We start from the raw sequence: 23,483 nt of genomic DNA, 5'->3' as shown, positions 1-23,483 counted from the left end.
GCACTCCGTCAAGAGAGGCGCGAGCAACCCCTCCCTTGAAGCTTCCGCACGACAACTGGGTGTAGTCCTGCTTCCAATCCGGGAGGATCCGAGACTGGAGAAAGGGATCATTTGACCCCACGCAAGCCACCCTCGAAGAGGATGGCAACGCCGAAATCGGGTGGTGGGATGGCACGACGCAATCTCCTCTTTCCAAACCTTTAGAAAACCTACCTGCAAAAGGGCCCTTTGCAACGGGTACGCCCTTGCAAAGGGAGCATCAAGATACCGGGCGCCCGCATCGCCAAAAGATACGCCGATTTTGGATAGAGGACATGGGCGTTCCATCGCAAAATTGCGCGCCGCGCGTCTTCGAGTCATGCGCGCGCTGCGGCTCTGAGGCATGCCGCATCTCGCCCGTTCCACCCCCCGATGCGCCATGCTGCCCAACATTGATTCCCTCGCACTTTTCGTCCGGGCAGCCGAACTGCACAGCCTCACAAAGGCGGCGGACGCCTCGTACATCGGCCTGGCTGCCGCCAGCCGCCGCATCGCCCTGCTGGAGCATCGGTTCAAGACACCGCTTCTGGAGCGCTCGCCGCGAGGCGTCGAGCTGACGCCGGCAGGGGAAACCCTGCTCATGCATGCCAAGTCCCTCCTCATGCTGATGAACCAGATGCAAGCGGACATGAGCGACCACGCGGCCGGACGGCGAGGCGTGTTGCGGCTGATGGCGAACACATCCGCGATGACGGAGTATCTGCCCAGCGACCTGGCGGATTTCTCTCGCTTGCATCCGGAAATCCGCTTGGTCATCGAGGAACGCTGGAGCCCCGAGATCGTCAAAGCCGTGCTGTCCGCGGAGGCCGACGTCGGCATCATCGTGGAAGGGCCGCGCGTGGACGGCCTGGAGTTCTTCCCCTATCGCAATGACCGCTTGGCGGCCGTGATCCCCGGCAATCACGAACTCGCGGCCCGCGAGGGTCTTCGTTTTGTCGACGTGCTGGATCACGATGTTGTCGCGCTGGAGAGCGGCGCTTCGATGATGCGGCTGCTTGCCGAGCAGGCTGTCGTCGCCGAGAAAACGCTGCAGTTGCGCATACAAGTGCGCAGCTTCGAGGCAGTCTGCCGAATGGTGCAATCCGGCATGGGCATCGGCCTGCTCCCCTTTCAGGCCGCCACGGCGATCGGCGCGGGAATGGGCCTGGTAGTTCGCCCCCTGGCGGAGAGCTGGGCACAGCGAAATATGCTGATATGCGTACGCAAGGACAGCGTCGGCAATGGCTCGATCGGGAGTCTTTTGAACCATCTTTGCGCGGCATCGAAAACCGGCTAGTCATCGCCTTTGCGCAGGCCTTCGCTGCCCGCGAGTTGCAGATCGTCCTCGCACCAGGCGCATCCATGGCATTGCACGTACCCGGACGCGTCGATCCCGATGGAGCCATGCGCCAGACCGGGCCTTGTCGAAGCGGCACATCGATTGCAGGGAGTCGGGAAGCGGTTCCGGAGCTCCCGTGCAAGTCAATCACCCGTACATATGGAACATCTTGGAGACAATTCGCCACTTGCCTTCAATCTTGATGAGGGCGTGAAAGTCGGTGTAGTCCTTGCCGCAGGCCGCGTTTTCCAGTTCGAGTCGAACCACCGCCAGGGTCTCGGTCATGTCCAGCACGTCGATACGCGACGTCATGTTTTTCGCGGGACCATACTGCTTGACGTATTCGCTCAAGTTTCTGATCGAGCCGCCGAGCAGCGCGCCCTCGAAGAAGCCGAACATTGTGGCGTCGGTGTGGAACGAACTGAGGATCAGTTCAAGGTTGCCTTCGATCAATCCCTGGACGTAGCCTTCCTTGATGTTCTGATGAACTGCGTTGTAGTCGCTGATGGCACCGACGTTCTTTTTGAATGACATGGAAACTCCAGAATGAAAGTCTTTCGATCGATTCCGCCTTGACCTACCGGGTCGCGTCGTGTCCTGTGCGGGCGTAGACGCCAGCGAAATCAACATTCGTCCGATTGCGAGCCGGCCGCGCCTTCTCGCGTGAATGAGATGGATCAAAACTGTCAGCCCATTGGCACCCCCTTCGATAGACGACATCGCACCCTTTGCGGTCGAGCTGCAGAACGCCGTGGCAACCCGCTCGTTCGCGAAGTCGGCGCGGGCTTTCCAGGTTCAAGGCGAACAGCGCTTGAGGTGATCCACAAGCCGTCTTCCGGCCGCCTGCAGACTGTTGTAGGAGCGAATGACAATCGCGTGCCGGCGATGCGTCCACGTCTCGTCGATTTCTACGACCTTGATATTCATCGCCTTCGCATAGAGCTGCGCCATGTTGCAGGGAATCATCCCGATGCCAAGGCCCGCCTGAACCATGGCTGCGAGGGCGTCATAGGTATGAACTTGCATGCGGCAGCGCCATGCCCGATCCAACTCCGCTGCAACGCGCTGAATCTGCAGGTTGATCTGACTGCCGGTATGCAGCCCGACGTAGTCGTAGTCCAAGGTATCCACGAACTTGACGGATGTCTTCCCGGCCAACGGATGGTCCGCCGGCACCGTGAGGACGAGACGATCCTCGCGATAGGGAATCACTTCGAGCCCGTTCGTCTTCGGTCCCTCGACGATGAAGCCGATGTCGCAGGCATTCTCCTGGACGGCCGTCACGACCGCGGTGCTGACCCGCTCCTCGAGGTGCACCTGGATCAATGGATGCCTCTTCAGGAAGGACTCGGTGTCCGCCGGTAGAAACTGCGTAAGGGTCGAAAGATTGGAGGAGATGCGCACGTGCCCCGTGAGCGACTCGGTGGCCCCCAACTTACCGTCGGTGAAGATCAGAGGCCGAATGCCCTCCTCGACGCGCACTGCCGTCACGCGCCCGATCACGATGGAATGGCTACCGAACGGAAGCACGCTGACGATGTCGCAGAACAAGTTGCTCTGCGCACCTTCAAGGTACGGCATCCCACCATCCTCGTTGCGCCATTCGCCGACCTGGAAACGCGCGTCTCCTTTCAGCTTTCCGCTGAAAGCGCTGACCAGGTCCTCGTGCTCGGTCGTCAGGACATTCACGCAGAAGCGCTCGCGTCCGATCAATGGCGCATGAATGCTGGCGCTGTGGTTGACGCAGATCAGAAGCGAGGGCGGGTCCATCGACAGCGAGTTGACGGCCGTCGCGGTCATGCCGTACCGATTGCCGTTGACGTCGGCGGTGCTGATGATGGTCACGGTCGCTGCCAGGCGGCGCATGGCCCGTTTGAATTCGGCGGTGACTTGGGACGTATCTGCGGTCTGGATGCTCATGGTGGGCTCTTGGCAGGGGTATCGCTCGAATGCTAGGCATCGGGCATCCAGTGCAGAAGCTGATTCTGGTCAATCGAACCTGCCACCGACTCGAAGTCCAGAGAAACCCTAGCCCCCTCTCGCCGGGCGCTGTCACCACCACCCCGTAGTTACCCCAGGCGCATTTTTGGCAAGCCCCCCTTGTCGAAGTTCGGATGGACAGGCCCGGCGCACATTTCGAAGAATGCACGTAAGCACGCAAGCCCGGCTCGACCCGGCCCAGCTCATCCTCAGGGCTCGCTTGCCTTCCCCTTCAAAGGAGTTTCATGCCACAAAAACCTCTCGCCGGCATCACCGTCGTCGCGCTGGAGCAAGCGGTCGCCGCGCCCTATTGCTCGAGCCGCCTGGCCGATGCCGGTGCCCGCGTCATCAAGGTCGAGCGGCCCGAGGGCGACTTCGCACGCGGGTACGACGACGCCGTGTTCGGGCAATCTTCCTATTTCGTGTGGATCAACCGGGGAAAGGAATCCCTGGCGTTGAACTTGCGCGACGAGAACGACAAGGCGCAGCTGCACGCGCTCATCGCCCAAGCCGACGTCTACATCCAGAACTTCGCGCCCGGGGCGGCCGCCCGCCTCGGGTTCGGCTCTTCCGAATTGCGCGAGCAATTCCCCGGACTTATTACTTGCGACATTTCCGGCTACGGCGAGTCGGGGCCCTTGTGCGACCTGAAAGCCTACGATCTTTTGGTGCAGGCCGAAAGCGGCCTGGTCGCCGTCAGCGGCGCGCCTGGGCCCTGGGGCCGCATCGGCGTATCGATCTGCGACATCACCGCCGGGATGAACGCCCTCATCGGCATCCAGCAAGCGCTGCTGCAACGAGAAAAAACCGGACGCGGCAGCGCCATCAAGGTGTCGCTGTTCGATTCCGCAGCCGAACTCATGACCGTCCCCTACCTGCAGGCGCGCTATGGCGCCGGCGCCCCTGGCCGGGTGGGTCTGAAGCACCCGAGCATCGCACCCTACGGCGCATTCACCTGCAGCGACGGACGCGAGCTCGTGCTGTCCATCCAGAACGAGCGGGAATGGCGCAACTTCTGCGGCCAGGTGATGCGCCAGCCCGCGCTGGCAGAGGATCCTCGCTTCTGCAACAACAACGTTCGCACCCGCAACCGGGAGGCGCTCGAGGCGTTGATCCAGGAGGTCTTCAATGCGCTGAGCTGCTCGCAGGCGGTCGACCGTTTGACCGATGCGCAGACCGCCTACGGCGCCATCAATTCGGTGCGCGAACTGATCGACCACCCTCAACTGCGGACCCGGCCGATGAAGGTCAACGGGCACCAGGTGCAGGTGCCGGCCACGCCCTATCTCACGGAATGGGACGACGAGAGCTTTGCGCCCGTGCCCGCCATCGATCAACACAGCAAGCGGATCCGAGGCGAGTTCGCCGCGCCCGTCAGCATCCTGCGGTAAAGAAATGTGCGCTTGGCTCCGGGTATGCGGCAAGCGCGCCTCTTTCAAACTGAAAACCTGCCATTGACCACCAACAAGGAGACTTTGATGTACAAAAACACCAAGCAGATGATGAAGGCCGCCGTCTTTGCGGAGCCCGGCCGGATCGTGCTCGAGGACAAGCCTGTTCCCGATGTGGGTCCGAACGATGCGCTGCTGCGCATCACGACAACCACCATCTGCGGCACCGACATTCACATCCTCAAGGGCGAGTACCCGGTGGAACGAGGATTGACCATCGGGCACGAGCCGGTCGGCGTCATCGAAAAGCTCGGCTCCGCCGTGAAGGGCTACCACGAAGGACAACGCGCCATCACGGGCTCCATCACACCGGGCGGCTGGAGCAATGCGTGCCAGTGCGGCTTCTGCTCACACGACGGCCCCGGCACGCCCAGCGGATGGAAGCCGCTGGGCGGTTGGCATCTGGGTAACACCATCGACGGCTGCCAGGCCGAATACGTGGTCGTGCCCGACGCGATGTTCAACCTCACGCCGGTGCCGGACGGCTTGACGGACGAGCAGGTTCTGATGTGCCCGGACATCATGACGACCGGCTTCGCCGGCATCGAGAATGCCAATGTGCGGTTGGGAGACATCGTCGCGGTGTTCGCGCAAGGGCCGGTGGGCCTGTGCGCGGTGGCAGGCGCACGCCTGAGCGGTGCCAGCATGGTGATCGCGGTCGACCTGCTCGCCAAGCGCCTGGAGACCTCCAAGCGCCTCGGCGCCGACGTGGTCATCGACGCCAGCAAGGTCGATCCTGTGCAGGAGATCCTGCGCCTGACCAACGGCCGCGGCGTGGACGCCGCCATCGAGGCGCTGGGCACCCAAGCCACCTTCGAAGCCGCACTGCGCGTGCTGCGCCCCGGCGGGACCCTTTCCAGCCTGGGGGTCTATTCCTCCGACCTGAAAATCCCGGTGGATGCCTTCGTGGCCGGCCTCGGCGATCATCGCATCGTGACAACGCTGTGCCCGGGCGGCAAGGAGCGCATGCGACGAATGATGTCCGTGCTGGAATCCGGCCGCGTGGACCTTGGCGCCCTGGTCACGCACCGCTTCAAGCTCGACCAGATCGTGGAGGCCTACGACCTGTTCAGCCATCAGCGCGATGGTGTCTTGAAGGTTGCGATCTCCCCCTGAACCGACGGGGGCAAGGACAGTCCACCCCGACGATCAACGCCGGGCTCAATCGGGCGCGCGATGCACCACGTCGATCACGGTCCCATCGCGGTACTCGACCACGGCGACGATGGGGCCCTGCCGCGAGCGACCGCTCGCCGCGGGCTTGCCCAAGGCATCGGCAGCGGCGCGCAACTGCTCCATCGATTTCACCGCAATGCCAGAGGCCTTGAGCCTGCAAGCCAGTTCCTCTCTTCTCGGGTTGACAGCGACGCCCGCCTCGGTGACCACCACGTCGATGGTGGCGCCCGGCGTCGTCGCACAGCCGACGCGCTCGACCAGCTTCGGGCCTGCGCCGGCCGCCAGGCGCGTGGTCACGATGGCCAAGCGCGCGCCATCGGCCGTATCGGCATGCCCGCCCGATCCCCCCAGAATTCGCCCGGAGGCTCCCGTGGTGACATTGACGTTGAAGTCGATGTCCACCTCCGCGGCCCCCAGGATCATCGCGCTCAGGCGGTCGACGACGGCACCCCGCCCCCACGGGTTGGCGTATAGCGAGGCCGACATTGCCATGTGCCGCCGGTCCCGGCGGTAAGACTCCACGGCTCGCAGATCGAAGCACTGCACGTCGAAGATCGCGCGAAAGAGTCCGCGCTCGAGCATCTCGCACAAAGCGCCCGTCACGCCGCCCGCGGCGAAGCTGCCTTGCACGCCGAGCCGGGACATCACGGCGGCGACCTCGGCCGCCACGGCAAGCGAGACGCCTCCAGCCCCTGTCTGGAACGAAAAGTCGCTGCCCAGCAGCCCGGACGCTTCCACCACCGCCGCTGCCGTGGCGGCGATCTGCAGCCCCACCGGCTCGGTGGTCGGGTTGGTGGTGCCCGAGAGAATTCCCGCGGGGTCGCCAATGGAGGGCACGACGACGACGAAGTCCACGCATTCCTGGGAGATATCGATCGGGCAAGCCGGATAGGGAACAAGACTATCGGTGACGGCGACCACCATGGCGGCATACTGCGCATCGACCATCGCATACCCCAAAGGCCCGCACGCGGCGCGCCCCTGGACGCCGTTGATGTTGCCGTAGTCGTCACACGCCGGGGCCGCGATGAAGGCAACGTCGATCTTCAGATCTTCCGACTCGATGGCTCGGGCTCGACCGCCATGGGTCTGCATCACCGCAGGCACGGCCATCACGCCCCGGGACACGGCATCCGCGACCGGGCCCGACATGTATGCCGTGAAGATGCGCCCGACGACTCCGCTTCGGATGTGATCCACAAGCGGTGCATGAACCGGAAACAGCGAACTCGCGGCCAACGTCAGGCCTCGAAGCCCCCGTCTGGATGCCTCGACCAGCACCATGTTGAGTACCTGATCGCCGTTGCGCAGATGGTGGTGGAACGAGAGCGTGGCGCCATCGCCGATGGCGCACGCATCGAACGCGTCACCGATGCTCTTGAGCAGCTTGCGTTGCCCCTGAAAACGGGTCTTCGGCACCGCGATCTGGGCGGGCGGCGGCTCCATGCAGGCGCCGGCAAAGGGCACGACGCGGCCGTACCCGTCAATGAATCGCGGCAGTTCGTTTCGAGCAGTCATGAGGGCTCCTGGCAGTGCTTCGTCAAAGAATGCCCCACCCCGTGCGCACGTGGAATCAGATTCTCGCGATGTGGCCTTCGAAGTTTTCGCAGGCACGCGCAAGAGCCCACAGCTGCTCGGCAAGCGCCTGGTTAGGGTTTCTAGGGAGTTTGAATTTTCGACCAGGCTGCTTGTTGAGAATCAGCTTCCGCGATGCGAGGGGCGTGCCTAGCATCCGGCTCCATGACACCACCGCTGCGAGCAAACGCACGGCATAAATCAAAACAAACATGGAGCCCCGCATGGCAACAGAGCAAAGCGATTCGGTCGCTCCCCGCAAGCCGCACATCGTGGGCGTGGCCGGCAACTGGTCGCGCCCCTCGCGCACACGCACGCTGGTGCAGGCCGTGCTGGAGTCGGCCGCCAGAAGAGGCTTGGCAAGCACCGCCCTCCTGGACCTGGTCGACGCCGGCCCCGAGCTGGGCCACACCACCGAGCGATCCAAGGCGAAGCCCGCGCTCGCTGCCGTCTTGCAGCAGATCCAGGACGCCGACGCGCTGGTCGTGGGCACGGCGGTCTACAAGGGCGCGTACACGGGCCTGTTCAAGCATCTGTTCGATCTCTTCGAAATGGACGCCTTCGCGCGCAAGCCCGTGCTTCTGACGGCCACGGGTGCATCGCCCGCGCACGCCTCGGTGATCGACTACCACCTGCGGCCGCTGTTCCTGTTCTTCGATGCGCGCGTGGCCACGCGGGGACTCTACGGCTTGCCGCATGACTTCGAGGCTTCGGGCGCGCTCGGCGAGAGCTTTCTGGCGCGGCTCGAACGCTGCGTCGACGAGCTGGCCGTCGCGCTGGCCGCGCCGGCAGGCGCCCCGGGTGCCTGAGCCGTGCGCGGCCGGATACCCCATCAATCAAGCGGAGGATGAATGGCACTGGATCTGATTGAAGACGCCCTGCAGGCGCTTGCGCGTGGATCGATCGTCGTCGTCGTGGACGACGAAGATCGCGAGAACGAAGGGGATCTGATCCTCGCCGCCGAGTTCGCGACGCCCGAGGCGATCGCCTTCATGGTGCGCTACACGAGCGGCATGCTTTGCGTCGGGCTCCCGGGCGAGCGGCTCGACGAACTCGAGCTGCCGCTGATGGTCGAGCGCAACACGGACTCGATGAAGACCGCCTACACGGTCACGATCGACTACCGCCACGGAACCACGACCGGAATCTCGGCATCCGATCGCGCGGCAACGGTGCGCGCATTGGTCGACACACAGGCCGTCGCGGGCGACTTCAACCGCCCCGGGCATGTGTTTCCCCTGCGGGCGGTGCCCGGCGGCGTGCTGTCACGCCCCGGGCATACCGAGGCTGCGGTCGACCTGACGCGCCTGGCGGGCCTGCGGCCAGGCGGCGTGCTGGCCGAAGTGGTCAACGACGACGGCACCATGGCCCGTCGCCCGCAGCTCGAAGCCTTTGCCAGGCAGCACGGCCTGCCTCTCGTCTCCATCGCGGACCTGGTCGCCTACCGGGCGGAGAAGTCGAAGATCTGGCGGGAGTCGGAGGCCAAGATTCCGACCCGCCACGGCCTCTTCCGAACCTGCGTCTACCGCGAAGCCGGCAGCCCGCACGAGCATGTGGCGCTGGTGCTGGGCGATGTCGCGGGCAGCGCGGATGTGCTGGTGCGTGTGCATTCCGAATGCCTGACCGGCGACACCTTCGGCTCGCTGAGATGCGACTGCCGCATGCAATTGGAAGCCTCGATGGCCAGGATCGGCAAGGAGGGGCGCGGCGTGCTGCTGTACCTGCGCGGGCATGAAGGCCGGGGCATCGGCCTGTCGCACAAATTGCGTGCCTACGCGCTGCAGGACGAGGGAATGGACACCGTCGAAGCGAACCTCGCCCTCGGGCTGGCCGTGGACTCGCGCGACTACACCGTCGGCAGCAGCATCCTGCGGGAATTGGGCATCACCAGCATGCGGCTGATGACCAACAACCCGGCCAAATACCACGGCCTGTCCTGCCACGGCCTGGAGATCGTGGAGCGGCTGCCGCTGTGCACGCCCCCCACCAGGGAGAACCACGGTTACCTGTTGGCCAAGCAGACCCGGCTGGGCCACCAGCTGGACATGCCCCTGGGCATGTTTTGCGGCTGATGCCCCGATCCGCTTGCCGGGTCGGCAAACCAGACACCACCCCGAAACAACACGAGCCAACCATGACCGAGCACGTTTACAAGACATTGGAACTCACGGGCTCCTCCGAAAAGGGGTTCGAGCCAGCCACTCAGCGCGCGATCAGCAACGCGCACGAGTCCGTCTGAAGCGCGAAGCCAGGAGCAATCCCATGAAACTGTTCTTCAGCACCACTTCCCCCTATGCGCGCCTGGTGCGGATCGCACTCGCCGAAAAAGGCGTCGCCGACGTCCAGCCTCAGCTGACGGATCCCTGGAAGGACGCCCCCGAGCTGTTGAAGGCCAACCCGAGCGCCCGGGTTCCCACGCTGGTACTGGACAACGGGCAGGCACTGACCGAAAGCCTGTTGATCATGCTGTGGCTCGAGCGCCAGCACCCGCAGCCCACGCTGCTCGGCAACGACGCGCCGGCCGTGCTGTCGACCATGGGCATTGCCATGGGAGGCATCGATGCGGCGGCGGCCATCATCATCGGCCGCAAGATGACCGACGCCTCCTTCGACGAGTCGCCGGTGGGTCTGCGCCGGCGCCGCTCCATGGTCCAGGCGCTGTCACGGCTGGAAGCCGAGCCGCCCTCCCCGGGCGCATCGACGCCCGATCTGGCGGTCATCTGCACCGTGGTGCTCGTTGACTACGTGCGCTTTCGCTTCCCTTCGGCCCCATGGCTGCCCCGAACGCCGAAGCTCGACGCACTCGCTGCACAGCTGCGCGCAAGGGCCGCGTTCGCCAGCACCCTGCCCCGCGACATGCCACCGGCCTGACTCTTTTGCGCTGTCACACCGCTGAACCCCAAGACTTGATGGAGAAGTACCGATGAGCGCAATGGTTGATGTGTATTCCCCCTTTGACGGCGCCCCCGTCGGCCAGGTGGCCACGGCCACGCCGGAGGATGTAGAGCGTGCCCTGTCCACCGCCCATGCCCTGTTTCGCGACCGTCGGCAATGGCTACCCAAACAGCAGCGCTTGGCGATCCTCAAGCGCGCGGCCGAGATCATCGGCTCGCGGCGCGAGGAGATCGCACGGCAGGCTGCGCATGAAGGCGGCAAGCCCCTGAAGGACTCGCTGGTCGAAGTCGATCGTGGCATCGACGGCATCCACACCTGCATCGAGGAAATGCGCACCAGGGCAGGCCACGTCATCCCGATGGACCTCAATGCCACATCGGCCGGTCGCGTCGCCTTCACCCAGTTCGAACCCATCGGCGTCGTGGTCGGCGTCAGTGCGTTCAACCACCCCTTCAATCTGGTCGTCCATCAGGTGGCACCCGCCGTGGCGGTCGGCGCCCCCGTCATCGTCAAGCCGGCAGCCACCACGCCGTTGTCTTGCAAGACGCTCATCGACATCTTCCTCGAGGCCGGGCTTCCCCCCGGATGGGCGCAGATGGTTCTGCCGCAGGACCTGGACCTGGCCACGCGAATGGTGACCGACCCACGCGTGGGCTTCTTCACTTTCATCGGCTCCGCGGCCGTCGGCTGGAGCCTGCGCTCCAAGCTGGCGCCGGGCACCCGTTGCGCGCTCGAACACGGGGGCGTCGCACCGGTGATCGTCTCGCACGACGCCGATCTGGCCATGGCCATGCCGCGCATTGCGCGCGGCGCCTTCTGGCACGCCGGCCAGGCCTGCGTGGGTGTGCAACGCGTGTTCTGCCACCGCAGCATCGCCTCGGATGTCGCACAGGGCCTGGCCGCGCTGGGCAACAAGATGGTGATCGGAAACCCGCTTTCGATGTCCACCGACGTGGGTCCGCTGATCAGCCACAAAGAGGTGGATCGCGTCGGGCGCTGGGTCGATGACGCATTGAGCGGTGGCGCAAAGCTCGTCGCCGGCGGCAAGAAGGTCTCTGCCAGCTGCTACGCCAATACGGTGCTGCTCGATCCACCCGGCGACGCCGACGTGACCCGCAAGGAGGTCTTCGGACCCGTGGTTTGCGTGTACGGCTACGAAGACATCGATGCGGCGATCGCCATGTCCAACGAGCTGCCCTATTCATTTCAGGCTGCTGTATTCAGCCGCGACATCGACACCGCCATGCATTGCTATCGCCACCTGGACGGCACGGCCATCATGGTCAACGAAAACACCTTGTTCCGGGTCGACTGGATGCCGTTCGCCGGGGCCCGGGTCTCGGGACATGGCGTCGGAGGCATGCCGCACACGATGCGTGAAATGCAGACGGAAAAGATGATGGTCTGGCGCTCCGACGCGCTGACCTGAGCGACAGCCCAAGGCTCGACAAGAAGCCACCTATTTCAACAACCGGAGATTTTCATGAGCAACACAGCTACGCCTCACGTGCAGCCCAACCCGATGGCCAGTTCGCCGAACAAGATGAAGCTCGGCGTCTTCGCGATCAACGCGCATGGCGGCTGCGCCATCACCACCGCACCTGAAGTTCATCAGGCCGACAACTGGCGCACGAACCTGGAGACGGTGCAGATTGCCGATGCCGCCGGCTTCGAGGCCGCCATTCCCATCGGCCGCTGGCGCGGCTTCGGCGGCGACAGCAACTTCGGCGGCACCAGCCTGGAGACCTATACCTGGGCGGCCGCCGTCGCGGCGTCCACAAAGCAGATCGCGACCATCACGACCTCACACCTGCCGACCGTGCATCCGCTGTTCGCAGCCAAGCAGGCGGCCACGATCGACCACATCAGCGGTGGCCGCTTCGGCCTGAACATGATCTGCGGCTGGTTCGGGCCGGAGATGAGGATGTTCGGCGGCTCGATGATGGAGCATGACGAGCGCTATGCCCTCGCCGACGACTGGCTTGCCGTCGCGCAGGAGGCCTGGACGAAGAAGGGCTACTTCGACCACAAGAGCAAGTACTTCAACCTGGTGCAGGCGTTCTCGGAACCCAAGCCGCTGAACCGCCCCTTCCTGATCAATGCGGGGGGGTCACCGCGTGGCATGCGCTTCTGTGCCGAGCATTGCGACGCCGCGTTCATCATCCTCGGTTCGCATGACCTCGCCGGCGTGAGCAAGCAGGTGCGCGCCTACAAGGACCTGGCCAAGAACGAGTTCGGCCGGGATCTCAAGGTGTGGTGCTACTCCTACGTCTCGGTCGCGCAAACGCTGGCCAAGGCGCAGCAATATGTAGACCGCTACGTGCTCGAATACGGCGACGACGAGGCCTGCGAGAACATCGTCAAGGAACTCGGCATCCAGACGGGCATCTTCACGCCTGAACAAGCGGAGCAGTTCCGCTACCACTTCAAGGCTGGCTGGGCAGGCTTCCCGCTGGTGGGCACACCCCAGATGATGGTCGATCATCTGGGCATGCTGTCGGAGGCTGGTGTGGACGGCGTCTGCCTGAGTTGGCTGGACTACAACAGCGGCATCAAGCAATGGAACGCCGAAGTGATGCCGTTGCTCGAAAAGGCCGGCCTGCGCCAGGCCTACGCGCCCGCGGCGATGAAGCTGGCGGCATAACGCAGAGCTTGCAGGTCGCAGCTGGAAGGTCTGCTTCGGGCGACATCGTGCTTCTCGAGAGCTCCGGCGGCATGCGGCTCCGACAGATCGTCCGGACTCTGATCCGGCGGGAGGCAGAGGAAGAAAAGCGCGGACTGCAGGCACAGCGCCGAGCACTCGCACCGATGCCGCTGTCGGGCGATTGCCGGGGCCTGGGCGCTGTCGGACATGGCAAGCCGCGCTTGTCGCTTCGCCGCTCCCTCGGTGGTGCAGATCGCCTCCATGCGCAAAATTCGCGGATCGAAGCAGTCGATCACAGGCGACCGATAACCTTGCACGCAGGAATGAGCAACGTCCGTTGGTGCGAGCGAAGTCAGATCGAGCGTCCAACGGCATTACCACTGCGGTCGGGAAGCGCGCGCGGCGGCCTCCTCCCCGACGCGCCTTCACGAGCTTTGCTCAGTACTTGACCAGGTTCTGCAGAATCAGCGGGCCGCCCATGCCGAGCAGCGCGCCGCCTTCGGCGATCTTTCCCAGCACCATCGCGGCAAAGCGAGGTCGTCCACCAGCTTCGCAATGGCGCCCGAGGCCGCCTGCGCGTCACCGGCGATGAACATGACGCGCCGGCCGCCCTGCGCCCGGGCTCATCGCCAGCAGCTTGGCTGGCAGCTGATTGAATGTCTTGACGACATCCGCACCCCTGAACGCCGCTGCAACCACATGGCTGGACGCCTGGCCTTTCAGTTCCTCCGGGGACACGCCATAGGTGTTCATGGCGTCGACGACGATCTTGCCGGACCAGTCGGCCAAGGCAGCGGCCACGCTGGCATACGCGCGAAACGGCACATCAAGAATGACGACGTCGACTGTCAGCGCGTCCCCCAGCGTCGTGGGTTTGACATGGGGATCCAGTTCCTTGGCAAGCTCGGCAAGCGAGTGGATGCCGCGGGTAAGGTAGTGGCGCTGATTGGTTCCAACGGTGCTGGGAAATCGACTCTTATGCACGCTCTATCCGGATTGGCGAACTCCGGTCAGGGCACGGTGCAGTTGGGTCAAGCAACGCTGCACACTGTGGCGCCTCAGCGGCGCGTAGCTTCGGGTCTCATTCATGTGCCAGAAAGCCAACGCCTGTTTCGATCAATGAGCGTTGAGGACAACCTGCTTATGGGCGCCTTCTTGCGTCGCGACCATGCGGAAGTGCGCAAGACACTCGATACGAGTCTATGAGGTTTTCCCGAAACTGCGCGAGCGCGCTCGGCAGGACGCGACCACGATGTCTGGAGGCGAACAGCATATGTGTGCGATCGGGCGAGGCCTCATGGCCGATCCACGCCTGTTGATAATCGATGAGCTTTCGCTTGGCTTGTCTCCGCGGCCGGTCGGGGAATTGGCTGAGGCGCTGCGTCGGGTCAATCAACTTGGTGTCGCCATCTTGCTGGTTGAGCAAGACGTCGGTACGGCGCTGAATCTTTCATCGCGCGCCTATGTAGTGGACCAAGTGCGCATCGCCCAGACCGGTCCTTCGCACATGCTTGCGGGCGATCCGCCTGTTCGAGCCGCATACATGAGCGGTGTGCGACTCCAGCGGCGATGTGCTTCGCATTCGGCCTATGCCTCAATCCCATGAACTTCTTGGAGGTGCATTTAATCTTCAAGCGTTCCCTTTTGGCTTCCGCTCTTGCTATTGCCGCCGCGTTCAGTGCGCCGGCAATGGCTCAAGAGGAGGTTACTTTCGCGTACATCGAAGGCCACCGCTCGCAGCGACGATCAACGGTCAACCAGCAGGTTCGGACGTCGACGTCGCACGGGCCGTTCTGGCCAGAATGGGCATCAAGAATGTGGAGGTGAAAAAGGTGGAGTTCGCCGATCTACTGCCCGAGGGTAGCCTCCGGGCGGTGGACGATGAACACCGGTCTCTTCGTGACACCCGAGCGCTGCAGAACGGTGGCGTACTCCAATCCGATCTGGGCGCTTGTCGGCGGCATGATCGTTCGTGCGAGCAACCCGAAGCACGTGTCGAGCTATGCCTTGGTCTCAAAATCGGGTGCGCGGCTGGGCGTCGTCAAGGGAACTGTGCAAGTGGGCACCGCCAAGGCGGCTCGGAGTTTCTCTGAGCAGGTAGTCGAATTTGGCACGCAGGAAGAGATCATCGCAGCGATCAAAGCCGGACAGGTCGACGCTATCCGAACTCAGCGCTGGGCCACCGCGCAATCCTTGCTTGCCTGAAGGATTCAGATCTGGTACCGGCTCAACCGTTTGAACCATCGACGGACGGCAACGACCGCGCCAAGGCGGGATTCGGTGCGTATTCGTTCGCCCAAGCCGACCGTGCGTGTTGGCGCCGACCGGAAACTGAGCCAGTTTTGTAGGTAGTGCCGAAGTAAAAGTGAGCCAGGTGTTCAACCTACCCTGCTGTTTATTTAAGCGGCGGGGTTCGAGGAGTGATCACCATGGACATGATTGGCAAGATCCGACGGCTGCACGCGAGGGACAAGCTGTCGGAGTGACCGTGCCTCGATTTCACGTACAGCAAGAAGTTGATAACTTCTGGAGTACGGAGAAAAGAAATGAGAGATGGCAATGTGCCCAAGCGGCAATACACGGATGAGTTCAAGATCGAAGCGATCAGGCTGTCGGATTCGGTGGGTGGCCACGAGGCCGCGCGAAGGCTGGGAATTCCCTCGGCGACGTTGAGCAACTGGTCGCGCAAGCGCAGGCCGGTGGACTTGCCGCCGGTGCCCGAAACGAGTTCTGCGCAGCCACTTCGTCGGCCGGTGACGGAACTGGAAGCCGAGAACAGCCGGCTTCGCAAGGAGCTGGCCGACGCGAAGCTCGATGTGGAAGTGCTTCGAAAAGCGACGGCGTACTTTGCCAAGGTGTCGCGATGAAGTACGCCTGGATCGAGCATCATCGCGACGAGTACACGATCAGCCGGCTGTGCCGGGTGCTTGGGGTGTCCCGCACGGGGTACTGTCAATGGCGCGTGCGGCCGCCCAGCGCACGGGCACTGGCGAACATGGCCCTGGATGCGCAGGTGGCGACGATCCATCGTGACAGCCGAAGAAGCTACGGACGGCCTCGTATCACGCAGCAGCTTCGCCAACAGGGCCAGTGCGTGAGCGCCGAGCGGGTTCGTCGAAGTCTCAGGCGTCAGGGCTTGCGCCCGGTCTATCGGCGCGCATACGTCGTGACCACGGATTCGACCCACCGCCTGCCGGTGGCTGCCAACATTCTGGATCGGCGCTTCGACGGCTGGCGGCCGAATCGAGCGTGGGTGGCCGTATAACCTATGTTGCCACGGGCGAAGGCTGGCTGTACCTGGCCGCGGTGATGGATCTGGCCAGCCGCCGCATCGTGGGCTGGTCGATGTCTGAAATGATTGATGCGAAGCTGGTGTGCGCGGCCTTGAGATCGGCATATTGGCAACGCAAGCCCGGCGTCGGGCTGCTCGTTCACACGGACAGGGGCAGTCAATATGCCAGCCATGAATACCGCCGGCTGGCGGCGAACTTCGGGATCACGATGTCGATGAGCAGGAAGGTCAATTGCTGGGACAACGCGGCGATGGAGAGCTTCTTCAAGACCTTCAAAGTCGAGCGCATCTACCAGGTACGCTATGACACCCGGGCCCAGGCTCGCCTGGACATCGTCGACTGGATCGAGGGCTTTTACAACCGCGTGCGAATTCACTCGGCAAACGGATACCTCGCCCCGGTCACAAGAGAGCGCAGCCTCTTGCCTGCATGACTTGATGTACGTGGAAACGAGGCAAGGTCAGAGCGAGAGATAGCGCGCAGGACGGGGCTGTCTCGCAACACGGTGTCGAAGTGGCTGCGCGCACCAGTGAAGGAGGCGCCGAAGTACCGGCGCGAGCCGCGCCCGAACAAGCTCAGCCCGTTTGAGGAAGCGCTCAAGCAGGCATTGACGGCCGATGCCAGGCGGCCCAAGCACGAACGACGCACGGCACGCGCGTTGCACGCCGAGATCAAGGCTGCGGGCTACAGCGGCGGCTACTCAGCCATCACCGATTTCGTGCGGACGTGGCGCCAGGGTGAGGGGCAGACAGTCAACGTCACGGCGTTCGTACCGCTGAACTTCGAGCTGGGCGAGGCCTTCCAGTTCGATTGGAGCGAAGAAGGCCTGGTTGTCGGCGGCATCTACTACCGCATGCAGGTGTCGCACCTGAAGCTGTGCGCGAGCCGTGCGTTCTGGCTGGTGGCATATCCGAGCCAAGGCCACGAGATGCTGTTCGACGCCCTTTAGCACTCTGGCGACACGCCCCATGTGCCGCTACCCGAACTACCCGGCGTACGTGTCGGGCGACGTGACGAAGGCTGAAAGCTATCGTTGTGTTGCGTCATTACCCTGACCATCCACCGTGGCGCTGCCGGTACCGCCTTGTTGATCGGGAATAGTGCTCACGTGTCCACCAAGAGTTGTTGATGGGGACTAGGCTCCTATGCTCCGAGCAGGTTTTCAAGATGGTTGGACTGGACGCTCACCGAGAGACCGAGAGGCCGATGAGTGCGACGAGGCTGTGGCTGAGCAAGGTGTTGGCCGTCTTCACGCCGATCGAGCGAAGCTACCGGTTGTCGAGCTTCCCTGTTCCGGAACGATCGTCCTGCGTGGGCAACCAGTGCGCAGTCAGTTCGTCCGTACGAAACGCGGTTGGCGCATCGCAAGCGCCGATGCGCTGATATCCATGCGATACCGGAAAACTCGCGCGTCGATGAGTTCTCCATACTTCTCCAATGGCGCTCCCAGTCGGGCGATGATTTTTTCGGCGGCGGCCTCGCTGGTGCATTCGATGACCACATAACAGTCTTCACTGCCCACGTAGCCCGAATCCGCCGTCACCGGCCTGGAAAGGCCGGCATCGGCCTCGACAAAGTGGATCGAAGCCGTGCCCGGTTGGTCGAGCACTTCCAGAACGCCCGCAAGCGTCGGCATCATGGCTGGATCGCCAGACGGTCGCAGCCGCATCAGTGCGACTGCAACGCCTCGCGCGAACCCTGCGCTGTGCACCAAGCGTCCGACCACACGCGTCGGCGCGATGAATCGGGAAATGTGGTGATTCGACCACGCGGTCTGGTTCGCCAGGGCCGCCTTGTAGGGCGCACCGTTCAGCACATCGAAGCTGGTGGTGTTGTAGATCTGCAGGTAGCGGGTTGGCGTGCCCACAGATTCATACCGTCTCGCCTCGAGAAAGCCAAGTATTGCCACTCTCTCGGCCAGATGCTCACGGTCGAACCACTCATTGAAGTCAGCCACCTCGTCCGGGAGCACTTCCATGGATGAAATCAGGATGCCTTCGCCAGCAAAGACCATGTCGATTCTCTCTTTCGGATGATGATGTTAGTAGGTGCGGATCAGTCGATCCTGATGTTCGATTCGATGATCACCTTCTCCCACTTGAGGCGGTCCCGCTTGATCGTTTCGGCCAATCGCTGCGGTGAGCCGCCTTCGAGCTCCATTCCCATTTCAAGCAGCTTGTTCTTCATCTCCGGGTCCTTCAGGATGTCATTCACGTTCTTGTTCAGCAGTGCAATGACAGCGTCGGGCGTCCGGGCGGGCGCCAGCAGTGCAAACCAGTGCAGCAGCTCGAAATTGGCAAAGCCCTTGGTCTCGGAAACTGCGGGCAATCCGGGATAGGCGGGCGAGCGCTTCGCTGTGGTGACTGCGAGCGCCCTCAACCGGCCGGCCTTGGCCATCGGCATCGACTCCGGGCCGATGGCCATCATCACCGGCACCTGCCCGGACATGAGATCCTGCAGCGCGGGCGCTCCACCCTTGTAGGCACGTGCGTCATCTCGATAGACGCCGCGCGCTTGTACAACTCCATGCCCAGGTGGCTGGGGTTGCCGGCACCGCTGGAAGCGTAGTTGATCGGTGTCGTCGAAGACCGCGCGAACGCCGTGAGTTCGTCGATCGAATTGACCGGCATCGAAGGATGAACCATGACCACGCTGGGAAGAGTCACGGCCATCACGATCGGCGCGAGGTCCTTTTCTGGGTCGTAAGCGAGCCGTCCCTTGTAGAGGGTCGGATTGACCGAAAGCCCTGCGGTGGAGGCCAGCAGGATCGTGTAGCCGTCCGGGCTCGCCTTGGCGACGAAGCTGGCCGCGATCTGTTCGGTGGCACCCGGCTTGTTCTCGACGAGGACTGGCTGCTTGAGTCGCTGCGACAGCTGTTGTCCGATCAGACGGGACACCGCGTCAGATGCGCCGCCCGGTGGATAGGGAACCACGATGCGAATGGGCTTGTCCGGGTAGTCCCCTGCATACGCCAGCCCTGCCAATGCCAGCGAAAGGGCACACGCAGCACGTATCACGGCAATCTTCATATCAGTATCCAATCAAGAGAGTGAGAAATTCGTCGTCCGGGCCGCCCTGCAAGATCACTGGGGCGTGATCTTCGCGGCCTTCACCAGGCGGGCGTAGCTGTCCGCGTCCTTGCGCATGAACTCCCGGAAGTCCTCGGGCGAGTCCCCGACCGGAATGAGGGAGGTCTCCTCGAGCTGCCTGCGCAACTCGCCGCGCAGCGCGGTCTTGATCACGGCATTGAGTCTGTCGACCACGGCCCGGGGTGTCCCGGCCGGCGCGGCAATGCCGGTCCAGGTGACGACTTCGAAGTCGGGCAGCCCTGCTTCCTTCATCGTGGGAACGTCCGGCAGCAGCGGCGAGCGCTGGCGGCTGGTGATGGCCAGCGCGCGCAGCTTGCCGCTCTTGGCGTAAGGCAAGGCCGTTGGCGAAGTGTCGAACAGCATGTCGATCTGCCCGCCCATCAGATCCACGAGCGCCGGCGCGCCCCCCTTGTACGGAACGTGCAGAAGCTCCACGCCGGCCTGCTGCATGAAGATCTCGGTGGACAAATGCTGAGCGGAACCGACGCTCGCGCTGCCGAAAGTCAATTTTCCCGGGCGAGCCTTGGCCAGTGCGATCAACTCGCTGACGCTGTGAATGGGCGACTGGTGGCCTACGACCAGGATGTTGGGCTGATCGACGATTCGCATGATGGGCGCGAATGCCTGCAGCGGATCGAAAGGCGGATTGACATACAGGAACTGATTGGCGGCAAAGACACCGGCGCTGCCGACCAGCAGCGTGTAGCCGTCCGGCGGCGCCTTGGCGACATAGGCGGCCCCCACGTTGCCGGAGGCGCCAGGCTTGTTGTCGACCACGAAGGGCTGCTTCAGCGCGTCCTGCAAGCTCTTGCTGACCAGGCGCGCAACCAGATCCACGCTGCCGCCCGGGGGGAACGGGACGATCAGGCGCACCGGCTTGTGCGGGTAATCCTGGGCGGCCACGCATGGGACGACGAATGCGAGCAGGATGGCGGCCAGCCTGCTAAGCATTGCGCACCTCCTGGGGCGGATTTCGGGACGGAGACAGTGCAGCGGCGGCTTCGGCAGCGACACCCAGCAGTGCGTGATCGCCGCCCGCGCGACCGACCAGTTGCAGCCCGACGGGCCGTGCGTCGTCGTCCTCACCCGCGGGAAGCGAGATACCGCACAGCGCGAGCAGGTTGACCGGGCGGGTGAAGTGGACCGGCGCCACGTTGTGGTCGACGTCCTCGAGGCGCGGCGCGGTCATCGCCGTCACCGGCATGGCGATGGCGGACAGTCCGAGCCTGTCCATCTCGCCGGCGAACTCCTGCTGCCAGCGCGACGCAGTGGCCTGAGCCTGCAGGTACTGCACGGCCGTGGTCGCGCGGGCGGCGACGAGCCGCGATCGCACCGACGGATCCATCGGCGAATTCGGTTCGTCCAGGAACCGGTCATTCACCCAGGCGCCTTCGGCAATCATGATGGCGTTGGTGGGCTCTTTGAACGCCGCCAGCGACGCCGGAAACCGGAACGGCACCAGGCTGAAACCCGCCTGCTCAAGCCTTTGCAAACTCTGTGCATGACATCGCGCGACGGCCGGCGCGAGTGGCACGAGTTCGTCCGCCTCCAGCACGCCGATCCGCCGGCCGGCGTTCGAGCCCGAACCGAGCGCGCCGACGAGCGCCTCGAAGCACAACCGGGCATCCTGCACCGACGATGCAATGAGGCCCACGCTGTCCAGGCTCTCGCTGAGCGGATAGACGCCCTCGCGCGGCAGCGCATCGATCGTTGGCTTGAAGCCCACGATGCCGCAGAAGGCCGCGGGTACGCGGACCGAGCCGCCGGTATCGGAGCCGATCGCCCACGGCACCAGGTGAGCTGCCACGGCCACGGCCGATCCACTGCTGGAGCCACCTGCCACCAGCGTGTCCGTGGCGCGGCCGGCCGGATTGCGCGGCGTGTCCATGTGCGTATTGGTGCCCCAGGCGCCCAGCGCGAACTGCACCATGTGGGTCTTGCCAACGATGACACCACCGGCCTGGGCAATGCGCCGAACGATGGCCGCGTCCTGCTGCGCGATGTTGGCCGACAGCAGCGGCGAGCCCGCCGTCGTGAGCTTGCCTTGGATGTCCACCAGGTCCTTCAGCGCCAACGGAATGCCGTGCAGCGGGCCGCGATCGTGGCCTGCGCGGAGTTCCTCGTCGGCGAGAGTCGCCGCCGCCAGGGCCTCCTCTTCGTAGACAGCCAGGAAGCTCTTGAAGACGGTGTCGTGCGCCGCGATGCGGCGAAGGCACTCCCGCGTGAGGATCACCGAACTCGTCTCTCCGGATCGCAAGGCACGCGACAGTTCCACCATCGGTGCGAAGGCAGGCGGCCTGGTCAGGTTGGAACGCGTCATGCCGCCACCGCTCGAAGAGCCAATCGCGTGTCCAATACGTCGGCATAGGACTCGCCGGCACGCAGCCGTGACAGCGTCTGTTGCTCCGCCTGTTGCAGTTCGATCGCCTTCCGGGCCAAGGCCCATGCCTCGTCGGGCGACATCACCAGAACGCCGTTCTCGTCAGCCAGCACGACATCGCCTGGATGCACGCGCACACCCCCACAGTCCACCGGACGGCAGAAGCTGCCCGACTGCCCGCCGCGCGGGTGGTGCGGGCGCTCAGGCCGCGGGCCCACACCGGCACGCCGAGCTCGCGCAGCTCTGCGATGTCGGTGACGCAGCCATCGACCACCACGCCTGCTACACCGCGAAGGCGCGCTGCCAGCATGCTGGCGCCTCCCATGCACGCAATCGTCTCGTTGCCCGCGCGGTCGACGAACAGGAAATCGCCGGCCCGCAGTTGGCCCAGCGCGTGGTGCAGGATGGATCCGTCCGAGCCCTCGCATCGCACGGTGATGGCGGTGCCGACGCTGCGCGCCACCGCAGTGATGGCCTTGATCCGCCCGTGCAGGAAACCGCGATCATGAAAATGGCCGATGGTGGCCGGCTCGACCTCCTTCAGCAGGGCCCGCAGTTGCAGCGCGCACGGCGGCGGCAACTCTCCTAGTTCAATTGCAGTCATTTCGGATATCGTCGTTGTGAATGACGGCAATCGTAGGTAGCCACTCCCGGCACCGATACTGATCAATTCTCACGATGGTTGATTCGAGTTCTTTATCAACGAGGTTCACCCTCCATCAGTTGGAAGCTTTCGTGTGGACCGCGCGTCTCGGCACGGTGCATGCGGCGGCGCGCCACCTGCATCTCACCCAGCCGGCGATCTCGCATCGCATTCGCGACCTGCAGGAGGAACTGGGTATCCAGCTGTTCGAACGCCAGAACCAGCGCCTGCTGGTGACGGAGCTGGGCCGCAATGTGCTGGTCTATGCGGAGCGCGTGCTGGCCTCGGCGCAGGACATGGCGCGGCTCGATCTGCGGCGCACCATTACTGGTCTGGTGCGCATGGGGGTGGACGAGTCCTGCGCGATCATCGGGATGCCGCGGACCCTCAAGGACATCAAGGACAGCTATCCGGCGCTTCGCGTGGACCTGACGGTGGGCGGAGGCGCCCAGCTGCTTCAGAAGATCAACAACCACGAGTTGGACATGGCGCTGCACACAGGGCAAAGCAGCCAACCCGACGTGACAAGCCAGTTCATCGGACTGACCGAACACCAGTGGGTGGCGGCCCACGACCTGATCATGTCGGAGGGAGACTTTCTGCCGGCCCACGCCCTGAACCACCGCATCGTCTGCAATGCGCCTCCGTCGACCCTGCATGAATCGGCATCGCGCTGGCTGGCCTCGGACGGCTATTCGTTCGAGGAGTACAGCAGTTGCAACTCGCTCTCGCTCATGGTGGCGTTGGTTGCCTCCGGCCATGCGATTGCCATGCTGCCCGCATCGATCACACGCCAACAGGTCGCCGAAAAATCCTTGCAGGTCTTGCACGCCAAGCCAGCGGTACCGAACGTGCCCTACTACTTCTCGTACCTGGCGCACCACCGCAGCGACACAACGGCGCGCATTCTGGACATTGTGCTGCGCAATCTGCAAGACACCGGGTTCTTCCACGCCGGCGAATCGTCAAATGACAGCAGCGGTGATTGATGCGGTCTTCT

At 63.9% G+C, this 23,483-nt stretch carries 25 protein-coding genes and 3 pseudogenes; 15 read left to right on the top strand and 13 right to left on the bottom strand.

Annotated features, from left to right (window positions below; translation table 11 throughout):
- The first annotated feature begins 418 nt into the window (after positions 1–418).
- The gene (locus BMG07_RS04095) at positions 419–1,315 is read left to right on the top strand and encodes a LysR family transcriptional regulator (protein WP_198083465.1); all 897 of its coding nucleotides are present in this window, start codon (positions 419–421) and stop codon (positions 1,313–1,315) included.
- A gap of 189 nt (positions 1,316–1,504) precedes the next feature.
- Here the strand turns inward: BMG07_RS04095 and BMG07_RS04090 are convergent, their stop codons facing one another.
- Positions 1,505–1,891 (bottom strand): nuclear transport factor 2 family protein, encoded by a 387-nt coding sequence (locus BMG07_RS04090; RefSeq protein WP_198083464.1) that lies wholly within the window; start codon positions 1,889–1,891, stop codon positions 1,505–1,507.
- Between the two features lie 261 nt (positions 1,892–2,152).
- The gene (locus BMG07_RS04085) at positions 2,153–3,277 is read right to left on the bottom strand and encodes a flavin reductase (RefSeq protein ID WP_198083463.1); all 1,125 of its coding nucleotides are present in this window, start codon (positions 3,275–3,277) and stop codon (positions 2,153–2,155) included.
- A gap of 305 nt (positions 3,278–3,582) precedes the next feature.
- On the opposite strand from BMG07_RS04085, the gene BMG07_RS04080 reads away from it, so the two are divergent.
- Entirely contained in the window at positions 3,583–4,728 is a 1,146-nt protein-coding gene (locus BMG07_RS04080; protein ID WP_198083462.1) for a CaiB/BaiF CoA-transferase family protein, read from the top strand.
- A 108-nt stretch (positions 4,729–4,836) separates the two neighbouring features.
- The gene (locus BMG07_RS04075) at positions 4,837–5,904 is read left to right on the top strand and encodes an NAD(P)-dependent alcohol dehydrogenase (RefSeq protein ID WP_198083480.1); all 1,068 of its coding nucleotides are present in this window, start codon (positions 4,837–4,839) and stop codon (positions 5,902–5,904) included.
- Positions 5,905–5,949: 45 nt separating this feature from the next.
- Here BMG07_RS04075 and citF read toward each other — a convergent pair whose 3' ends face one another.
- Both citF and BMG07_RS04065 read right to left on the bottom strand, forming a co-directional pair.
- Positions 5,950–7,482, bottom strand: a complete 1,533-nt coding sequence (gene citF / locus BMG07_RS04070) for a citrate lyase subunit alpha (protein WP_198083461.1) — start codon at positions 7,480–7,482, stop codon at positions 5,950–5,952.
- Between the two features lie 55 nt (positions 7,483–7,537).
- Positions 7,538–7,753: a hypothetical protein gene (locus BMG07_RS04065; RefSeq protein ID WP_198083460.1), complete on the bottom strand. Its 216-nt coding sequence runs from the start codon at positions 7,751–7,753 to the stop codon at positions 7,538–7,540.
- 10 nt (positions 7,754–7,763) lie between these two features.
- On the opposite strand from BMG07_RS04065, the gene BMG07_RS04060 reads away from it, so the two are divergent.
- From BMG07_RS04060 to BMG07_RS04035, 6 genes are all read left to right on the top strand, one after another.
- Positions 7,764–8,348 carry an NAD(P)H-dependent oxidoreductase gene (locus BMG07_RS04060; protein ID WP_198083459.1) on the top strand — a complete coding sequence of 195 codons (585 nt, stop codon included), beginning with the start codon at positions 7,764–7,766 and terminating at the stop codon, positions 8,346–8,348.
- Positions 8,349–8,390: 42 nt separating this feature from the next.
- Positions 8,391–9,611 (top strand): bifunctional 3,4-dihydroxy-2-butanone-4-phosphate synthase/GTP cyclohydrolase II, encoded by a 1,221-nt coding sequence (locus BMG07_RS04055; protein ID WP_198083458.1) that lies wholly within the window; start codon positions 8,391–8,393, stop codon positions 9,609–9,611.
- Between the two features lie 62 nt (positions 9,612–9,673).
- Positions 9,674–9,778 carry a dodecin domain-containing protein gene (locus BMG07_RS04050; protein WP_198083457.1) on the top strand — a complete coding sequence of 35 codons (105 nt, stop codon included), beginning with the start codon at positions 9,674–9,676 and terminating at the stop codon, positions 9,776–9,778.
- A gap of 23 nt (positions 9,779–9,801) precedes the next feature.
- The gene (locus tag BMG07_RS04045; protein ID WP_198083456.1) at positions 9,802–10,410 is read left to right on the top strand and encodes a glutathione S-transferase N-terminal domain-containing protein; all 609 of its coding nucleotides are present in this window, start codon (positions 9,802–9,804) and stop codon (positions 10,408–10,410) included.
- A gap of 52 nt (positions 10,411–10,462) precedes the next feature.
- A complete protein-coding gene (locus tag BMG07_RS04040; protein ID WP_198083455.1) occupies positions 10,463–11,863 on the top strand; it encodes an aldehyde dehydrogenase family protein in 1,401 nt (466 codons plus the stop codon).
- A gap of 54 nt (positions 11,864–11,917) precedes the next feature.
- Positions 11,918–13,078, top strand: coding sequence for an LLM class flavin-dependent oxidoreductase (locus BMG07_RS04035; protein ID WP_198083454.1), 1,161 nt, complete (start codon positions 11,918–11,920; stop codon positions 13,076–13,078).
- On the opposite strand, the gene BMG07_RS04030 is transcribed toward BMG07_RS04035, so the two are convergent.
- The 3 genes from BMG07_RS04030 to BMG07_RS04025 form a co-directional block, all read right to left on the bottom strand.
- Positions 13,045–13,374: a hypothetical protein gene (locus BMG07_RS04030; RefSeq protein ID WP_198083453.1), complete on the bottom strand. Its 330-nt coding sequence runs from the start codon at positions 13,372–13,374 to the stop codon at positions 13,045–13,047. The two genes, BMG07_RS04035 and BMG07_RS04030, sit on opposite strands and share 34 nt — an antisense overlap.
- Positions 13,375–13,542: 168 nt before the next feature.
- A complete protein-coding gene (locus tag BMG07_RS41430) occupies positions 13,543–13,674 on the bottom strand; it encodes a hypothetical protein (RefSeq protein ID WP_269758618.1) in 132 nt (43 codons plus the stop codon).
- Positions 13,658–14,062 (bottom strand): NAD(P)-binding domain-containing protein, encoded by a 405-nt coding sequence (locus BMG07_RS04025; RefSeq protein ID WP_198083484.1) that lies wholly within the window; start codon positions 14,060–14,062, stop codon positions 13,658–13,660. Before BMG07_RS04025 ends, BMG07_RS41430 begins: the two co-directional genes overlap by 17 nt.
- On the opposite strand from BMG07_RS04025, the gene BMG07_RS44665 reads away from it, so the two are divergent.
- From BMG07_RS44665 to BMG07_RS03995, 5 genes and pseudogenes are all read left to right on the top strand, one after another.
- Positions 13,958–14,284 carry an ATP-binding cassette domain-containing protein gene (locus BMG07_RS44665; RefSeq protein ID WP_198083452.1) on the top strand — a complete coding sequence of 109 codons (327 nt, stop codon included), beginning with the start codon at positions 13,958–13,960 and terminating at the stop codon, positions 14,282–14,284. The two genes, BMG07_RS04025 and BMG07_RS44665, sit on opposite strands and share 105 nt — an antisense overlap.
- Positions 14,247–14,684 (top strand): ATP-binding cassette domain-containing protein, encoded by a 438-nt coding sequence (locus tag BMG07_RS04015; protein WP_374221229.1) that lies wholly within the window; start codon positions 14,247–14,249, stop codon positions 14,682–14,684. Before BMG07_RS44665 ends, BMG07_RS04015 begins: the two co-directional genes overlap by 38 nt.
- Before the next feature lie 275 nt (positions 14,685–14,959).
- On the top strand, positions 14,960–15,283 hold the full coding sequence (locus tag BMG07_RS04005; protein ID WP_198083450.1) for a transporter substrate-binding domain-containing protein: 324 nt from the start codon (positions 14,960–14,962) through the stop codon (positions 15,281–15,283).
- Positions 15,284–15,624: 341 nt separating this feature from the next.
- A pseudogene (locus BMG07_RS04000) lies at positions 15,625–16,804 on the top strand (IS3 family transposase).
- Between the two features lie 24 nt (positions 16,805–16,828).
- Positions 16,829–17,314 (top strand): annotated as a pseudogene (locus BMG07_RS03995) (IS21 family transposase); the annotation flags it as partial.
- Between the two features lie 387 nt (positions 17,315–17,701).
- Here the strand turns inward: BMG07_RS03995 and BMG07_RS03990 are convergent.
- The 6 genes and pseudogenes from BMG07_RS03990 to BMG07_RS43965 form a co-directional block, all read right to left on the bottom strand.
- Entirely contained in the window at positions 17,702–18,385 is a 684-nt protein-coding gene (locus BMG07_RS03990) for a hypothetical protein (RefSeq protein ID WP_198083449.1), read from the bottom strand.
- A 41-nt stretch (positions 18,386–18,426) separates the two neighbouring features.
- Positions 18,427–19,400, bottom strand: a pseudogene (locus tag BMG07_RS03985) (tripartite tricarboxylate transporter substrate binding protein).
- A 54-nt stretch (positions 19,401–19,454) separates the two neighbouring features.
- Positions 19,455–20,411 (bottom strand): tripartite tricarboxylate transporter substrate binding protein, encoded by a 957-nt coding sequence (locus BMG07_RS03980; protein ID WP_198083448.1) that lies wholly within the window; start codon positions 20,409–20,411, stop codon positions 19,455–19,457.
- The gene (locus BMG07_RS03975; RefSeq protein ID WP_198083447.1) at positions 20,404–21,780 is read right to left on the bottom strand and encodes an amidase; all 1,377 of its coding nucleotides are present in this window, start codon (positions 21,778–21,780) and stop codon (positions 20,404–20,406) included. Before BMG07_RS03975 ends, BMG07_RS03980 begins: the two co-directional genes overlap by 8 nt.
- Positions 21,777–21,992, bottom strand: a complete 216-nt coding sequence (locus BMG07_RS41425) for a hypothetical protein (protein ID WP_307866862.1) — start codon at positions 21,990–21,992, stop codon at positions 21,777–21,779. Before BMG07_RS41425 ends, BMG07_RS03975 begins: the two co-directional genes overlap by 4 nt.
- A complete protein-coding gene (locus BMG07_RS43965) occupies positions 21,923–22,444 on the bottom strand; it encodes an RraA family protein (protein WP_307866861.1) in 522 nt (173 codons plus the stop codon). The genes BMG07_RS41425 and BMG07_RS43965 overlap by 70 nt, the downstream gene beginning before the upstream one ends.
- Positions 22,445–22,518: 74 nt before the next feature.
- On the opposite strand from BMG07_RS43965, the gene BMG07_RS03965 reads away from it, so the two are divergent.
- Complete coding sequence (locus tag BMG07_RS03965) at positions 22,519–23,472, top strand: LysR family transcriptional regulator (protein ID WP_198083446.1); 954 nt, start codon at positions 22,519–22,521, stop codon at positions 23,470–23,472.
- Positions 23,473–23,483 lie beyond the last annotated feature (11 nt).

Origin of the sequence: Variovorax sp. E3 (assembly GCF_016082275.1) — a bacterium.
GTDB lineage: Bacteria > Pseudomonadota > Gammaproteobacteria > Burkholderiales > Burkholderiaceae_C > Variovorax.
The sequence above is the reverse complement of the archived record's forward strand: the minus strand, read 5'-3'. Positions and strand labels throughout refer to the sequence as shown.

What these genes read in the sequence shown, in the direction of transcription:
- BMG07_RS43965 (WP_307866861.1), bottom strand. Translation starts at nt 22,444, where the DNA reads ATGACTGCAATTGAACTAGGAGAGTTGCCGCCGCCGTGCGCGCTGCAA.
- BMG07_RS04040 (WP_198083455.1), top strand. Translation starts at nt 10,463, where the DNA reads ATGAGCGCAATGGTTGATGTGTATTCCCCCTTTGACGGCGCCCCCGTC.
- BMG07_RS44665 (WP_198083452.1), top strand. Translation starts at nt 13,958, where the DNA reads ATGGGGATCCAGTTCCTTGGCAAGCTCGGCAAGCGAGTGGATGCCGCG.
- BMG07_RS03980 (WP_198083448.1), bottom strand. Translation starts at nt 20,411, where the DNA reads ATGCTTAGCAGGCTGGCCGCCATCCTGCTCGCATTCGTCGTCCCATGC.
- BMG07_RS04095 (WP_198083465.1), top strand. Translation starts at nt 419, where the DNA reads ATGCTGCCCAACATTGATTCCCTCGCACTTTTCGTCCGGGCAGCCGAA.
- BMG07_RS03965 (WP_198083446.1), top strand. Translation starts at nt 22,519, where the DNA reads ATGGTTGATTCGAGTTCTTTATCAACGAGGTTCACCCTCCATCAGTTG.
- BMG07_RS04060 (WP_198083459.1), top strand. Translation starts at nt 7,764, where the DNA reads ATGGCAACAGAGCAAAGCGATTCGGTCGCTCCCCGCAAGCCGCACATC.
- BMG07_RS04035 (WP_198083454.1), top strand. Translation starts at nt 11,918, where the DNA reads ATGAGCAACACAGCTACGCCTCACGTGCAGCCCAACCCGATGGCCAGT.
- BMG07_RS03990 (WP_198083449.1), bottom strand. Translation starts at nt 18,385, where the DNA reads ATGGTCTTTGCTGGCGAAGGCATCCTGATTTCATCCATGGAAGTGCTC.
- BMG07_RS04015 (WP_374221229.1), top strand. Translation starts at nt 14,247, where the DNA reads ATGCGGAAGTGCGCAAGACACTCGATACGAGTCTATGAGGTTTTCCCG.
- BMG07_RS04080 (WP_198083462.1), top strand. Translation starts at nt 3,583, where the DNA reads ATGCCACAAAAACCTCTCGCCGGCATCACCGTCGTCGCGCTGGAGCAA.
- BMG07_RS04045 (WP_198083456.1), top strand. Translation starts at nt 9,802, where the DNA reads ATGAAACTGTTCTTCAGCACCACTTCCCCCTATGCGCGCCTGGTGCGG.
- BMG07_RS03975 (WP_198083447.1), bottom strand. Translation starts at nt 21,780, where the DNA reads ATGACGCGTTCCAACCTGACCAGGCCGCCTGCCTTCGCACCGATGGTG.
- BMG07_RS04055 (WP_198083458.1), top strand. Translation starts at nt 8,391, where the DNA reads ATGGCACTGGATCTGATTGAAGACGCCCTGCAGGCGCTTGCGCGTGGA.
- BMG07_RS41430 (WP_269758618.1), bottom strand. Translation starts at nt 13,674, where the DNA reads ATGTTCATCGCCGGTGACGCGCAGGCGGCCTCGGGCGCCATTGCGAAG.
- BMG07_RS04090 (WP_198083464.1), bottom strand. Translation starts at nt 1,891, where the DNA reads ATGTCATTCAAAAAGAACGTCGGTGCCATCAGCGACTACAACGCAGTT.
- BMG07_RS04050 (WP_198083457.1), top strand. Translation starts at nt 9,674, where the DNA reads ATGACCGAGCACGTTTACAAGACATTGGAACTCACGGGCTCCTCCGAA.
- BMG07_RS04005 (WP_198083450.1), top strand. Translation starts at nt 14,960, where the DNA reads ATGAACACCGGTCTCTTCGTGACACCCGAGCGCTGCAGAACGGTGGCG.
- citF (WP_198083461.1), bottom strand. Translation starts at nt 7,482, where the DNA reads ATGACTGCTCGAAACGAACTGCCGCGATTCATTGACGGGTACGGCCGC.
- BMG07_RS04065 (WP_198083460.1), bottom strand. Translation starts at nt 7,753, where the DNA reads ATGTTTGTTTTGATTTATGCCGTGCGTTTGCTCGCAGCGGTGGTGTCA.
- BMG07_RS04085 (WP_198083463.1), bottom strand. Translation starts at nt 3,277, where the DNA reads ATGAGCATCCAGACCGCAGATACGTCCCAAGTCACCGCCGAATTCAAA.
- BMG07_RS04075 (WP_198083480.1), top strand. Translation starts at nt 4,837, where the DNA reads ATGATGAAGGCCGCCGTCTTTGCGGAGCCCGGCCGGATCGTGCTCGAG.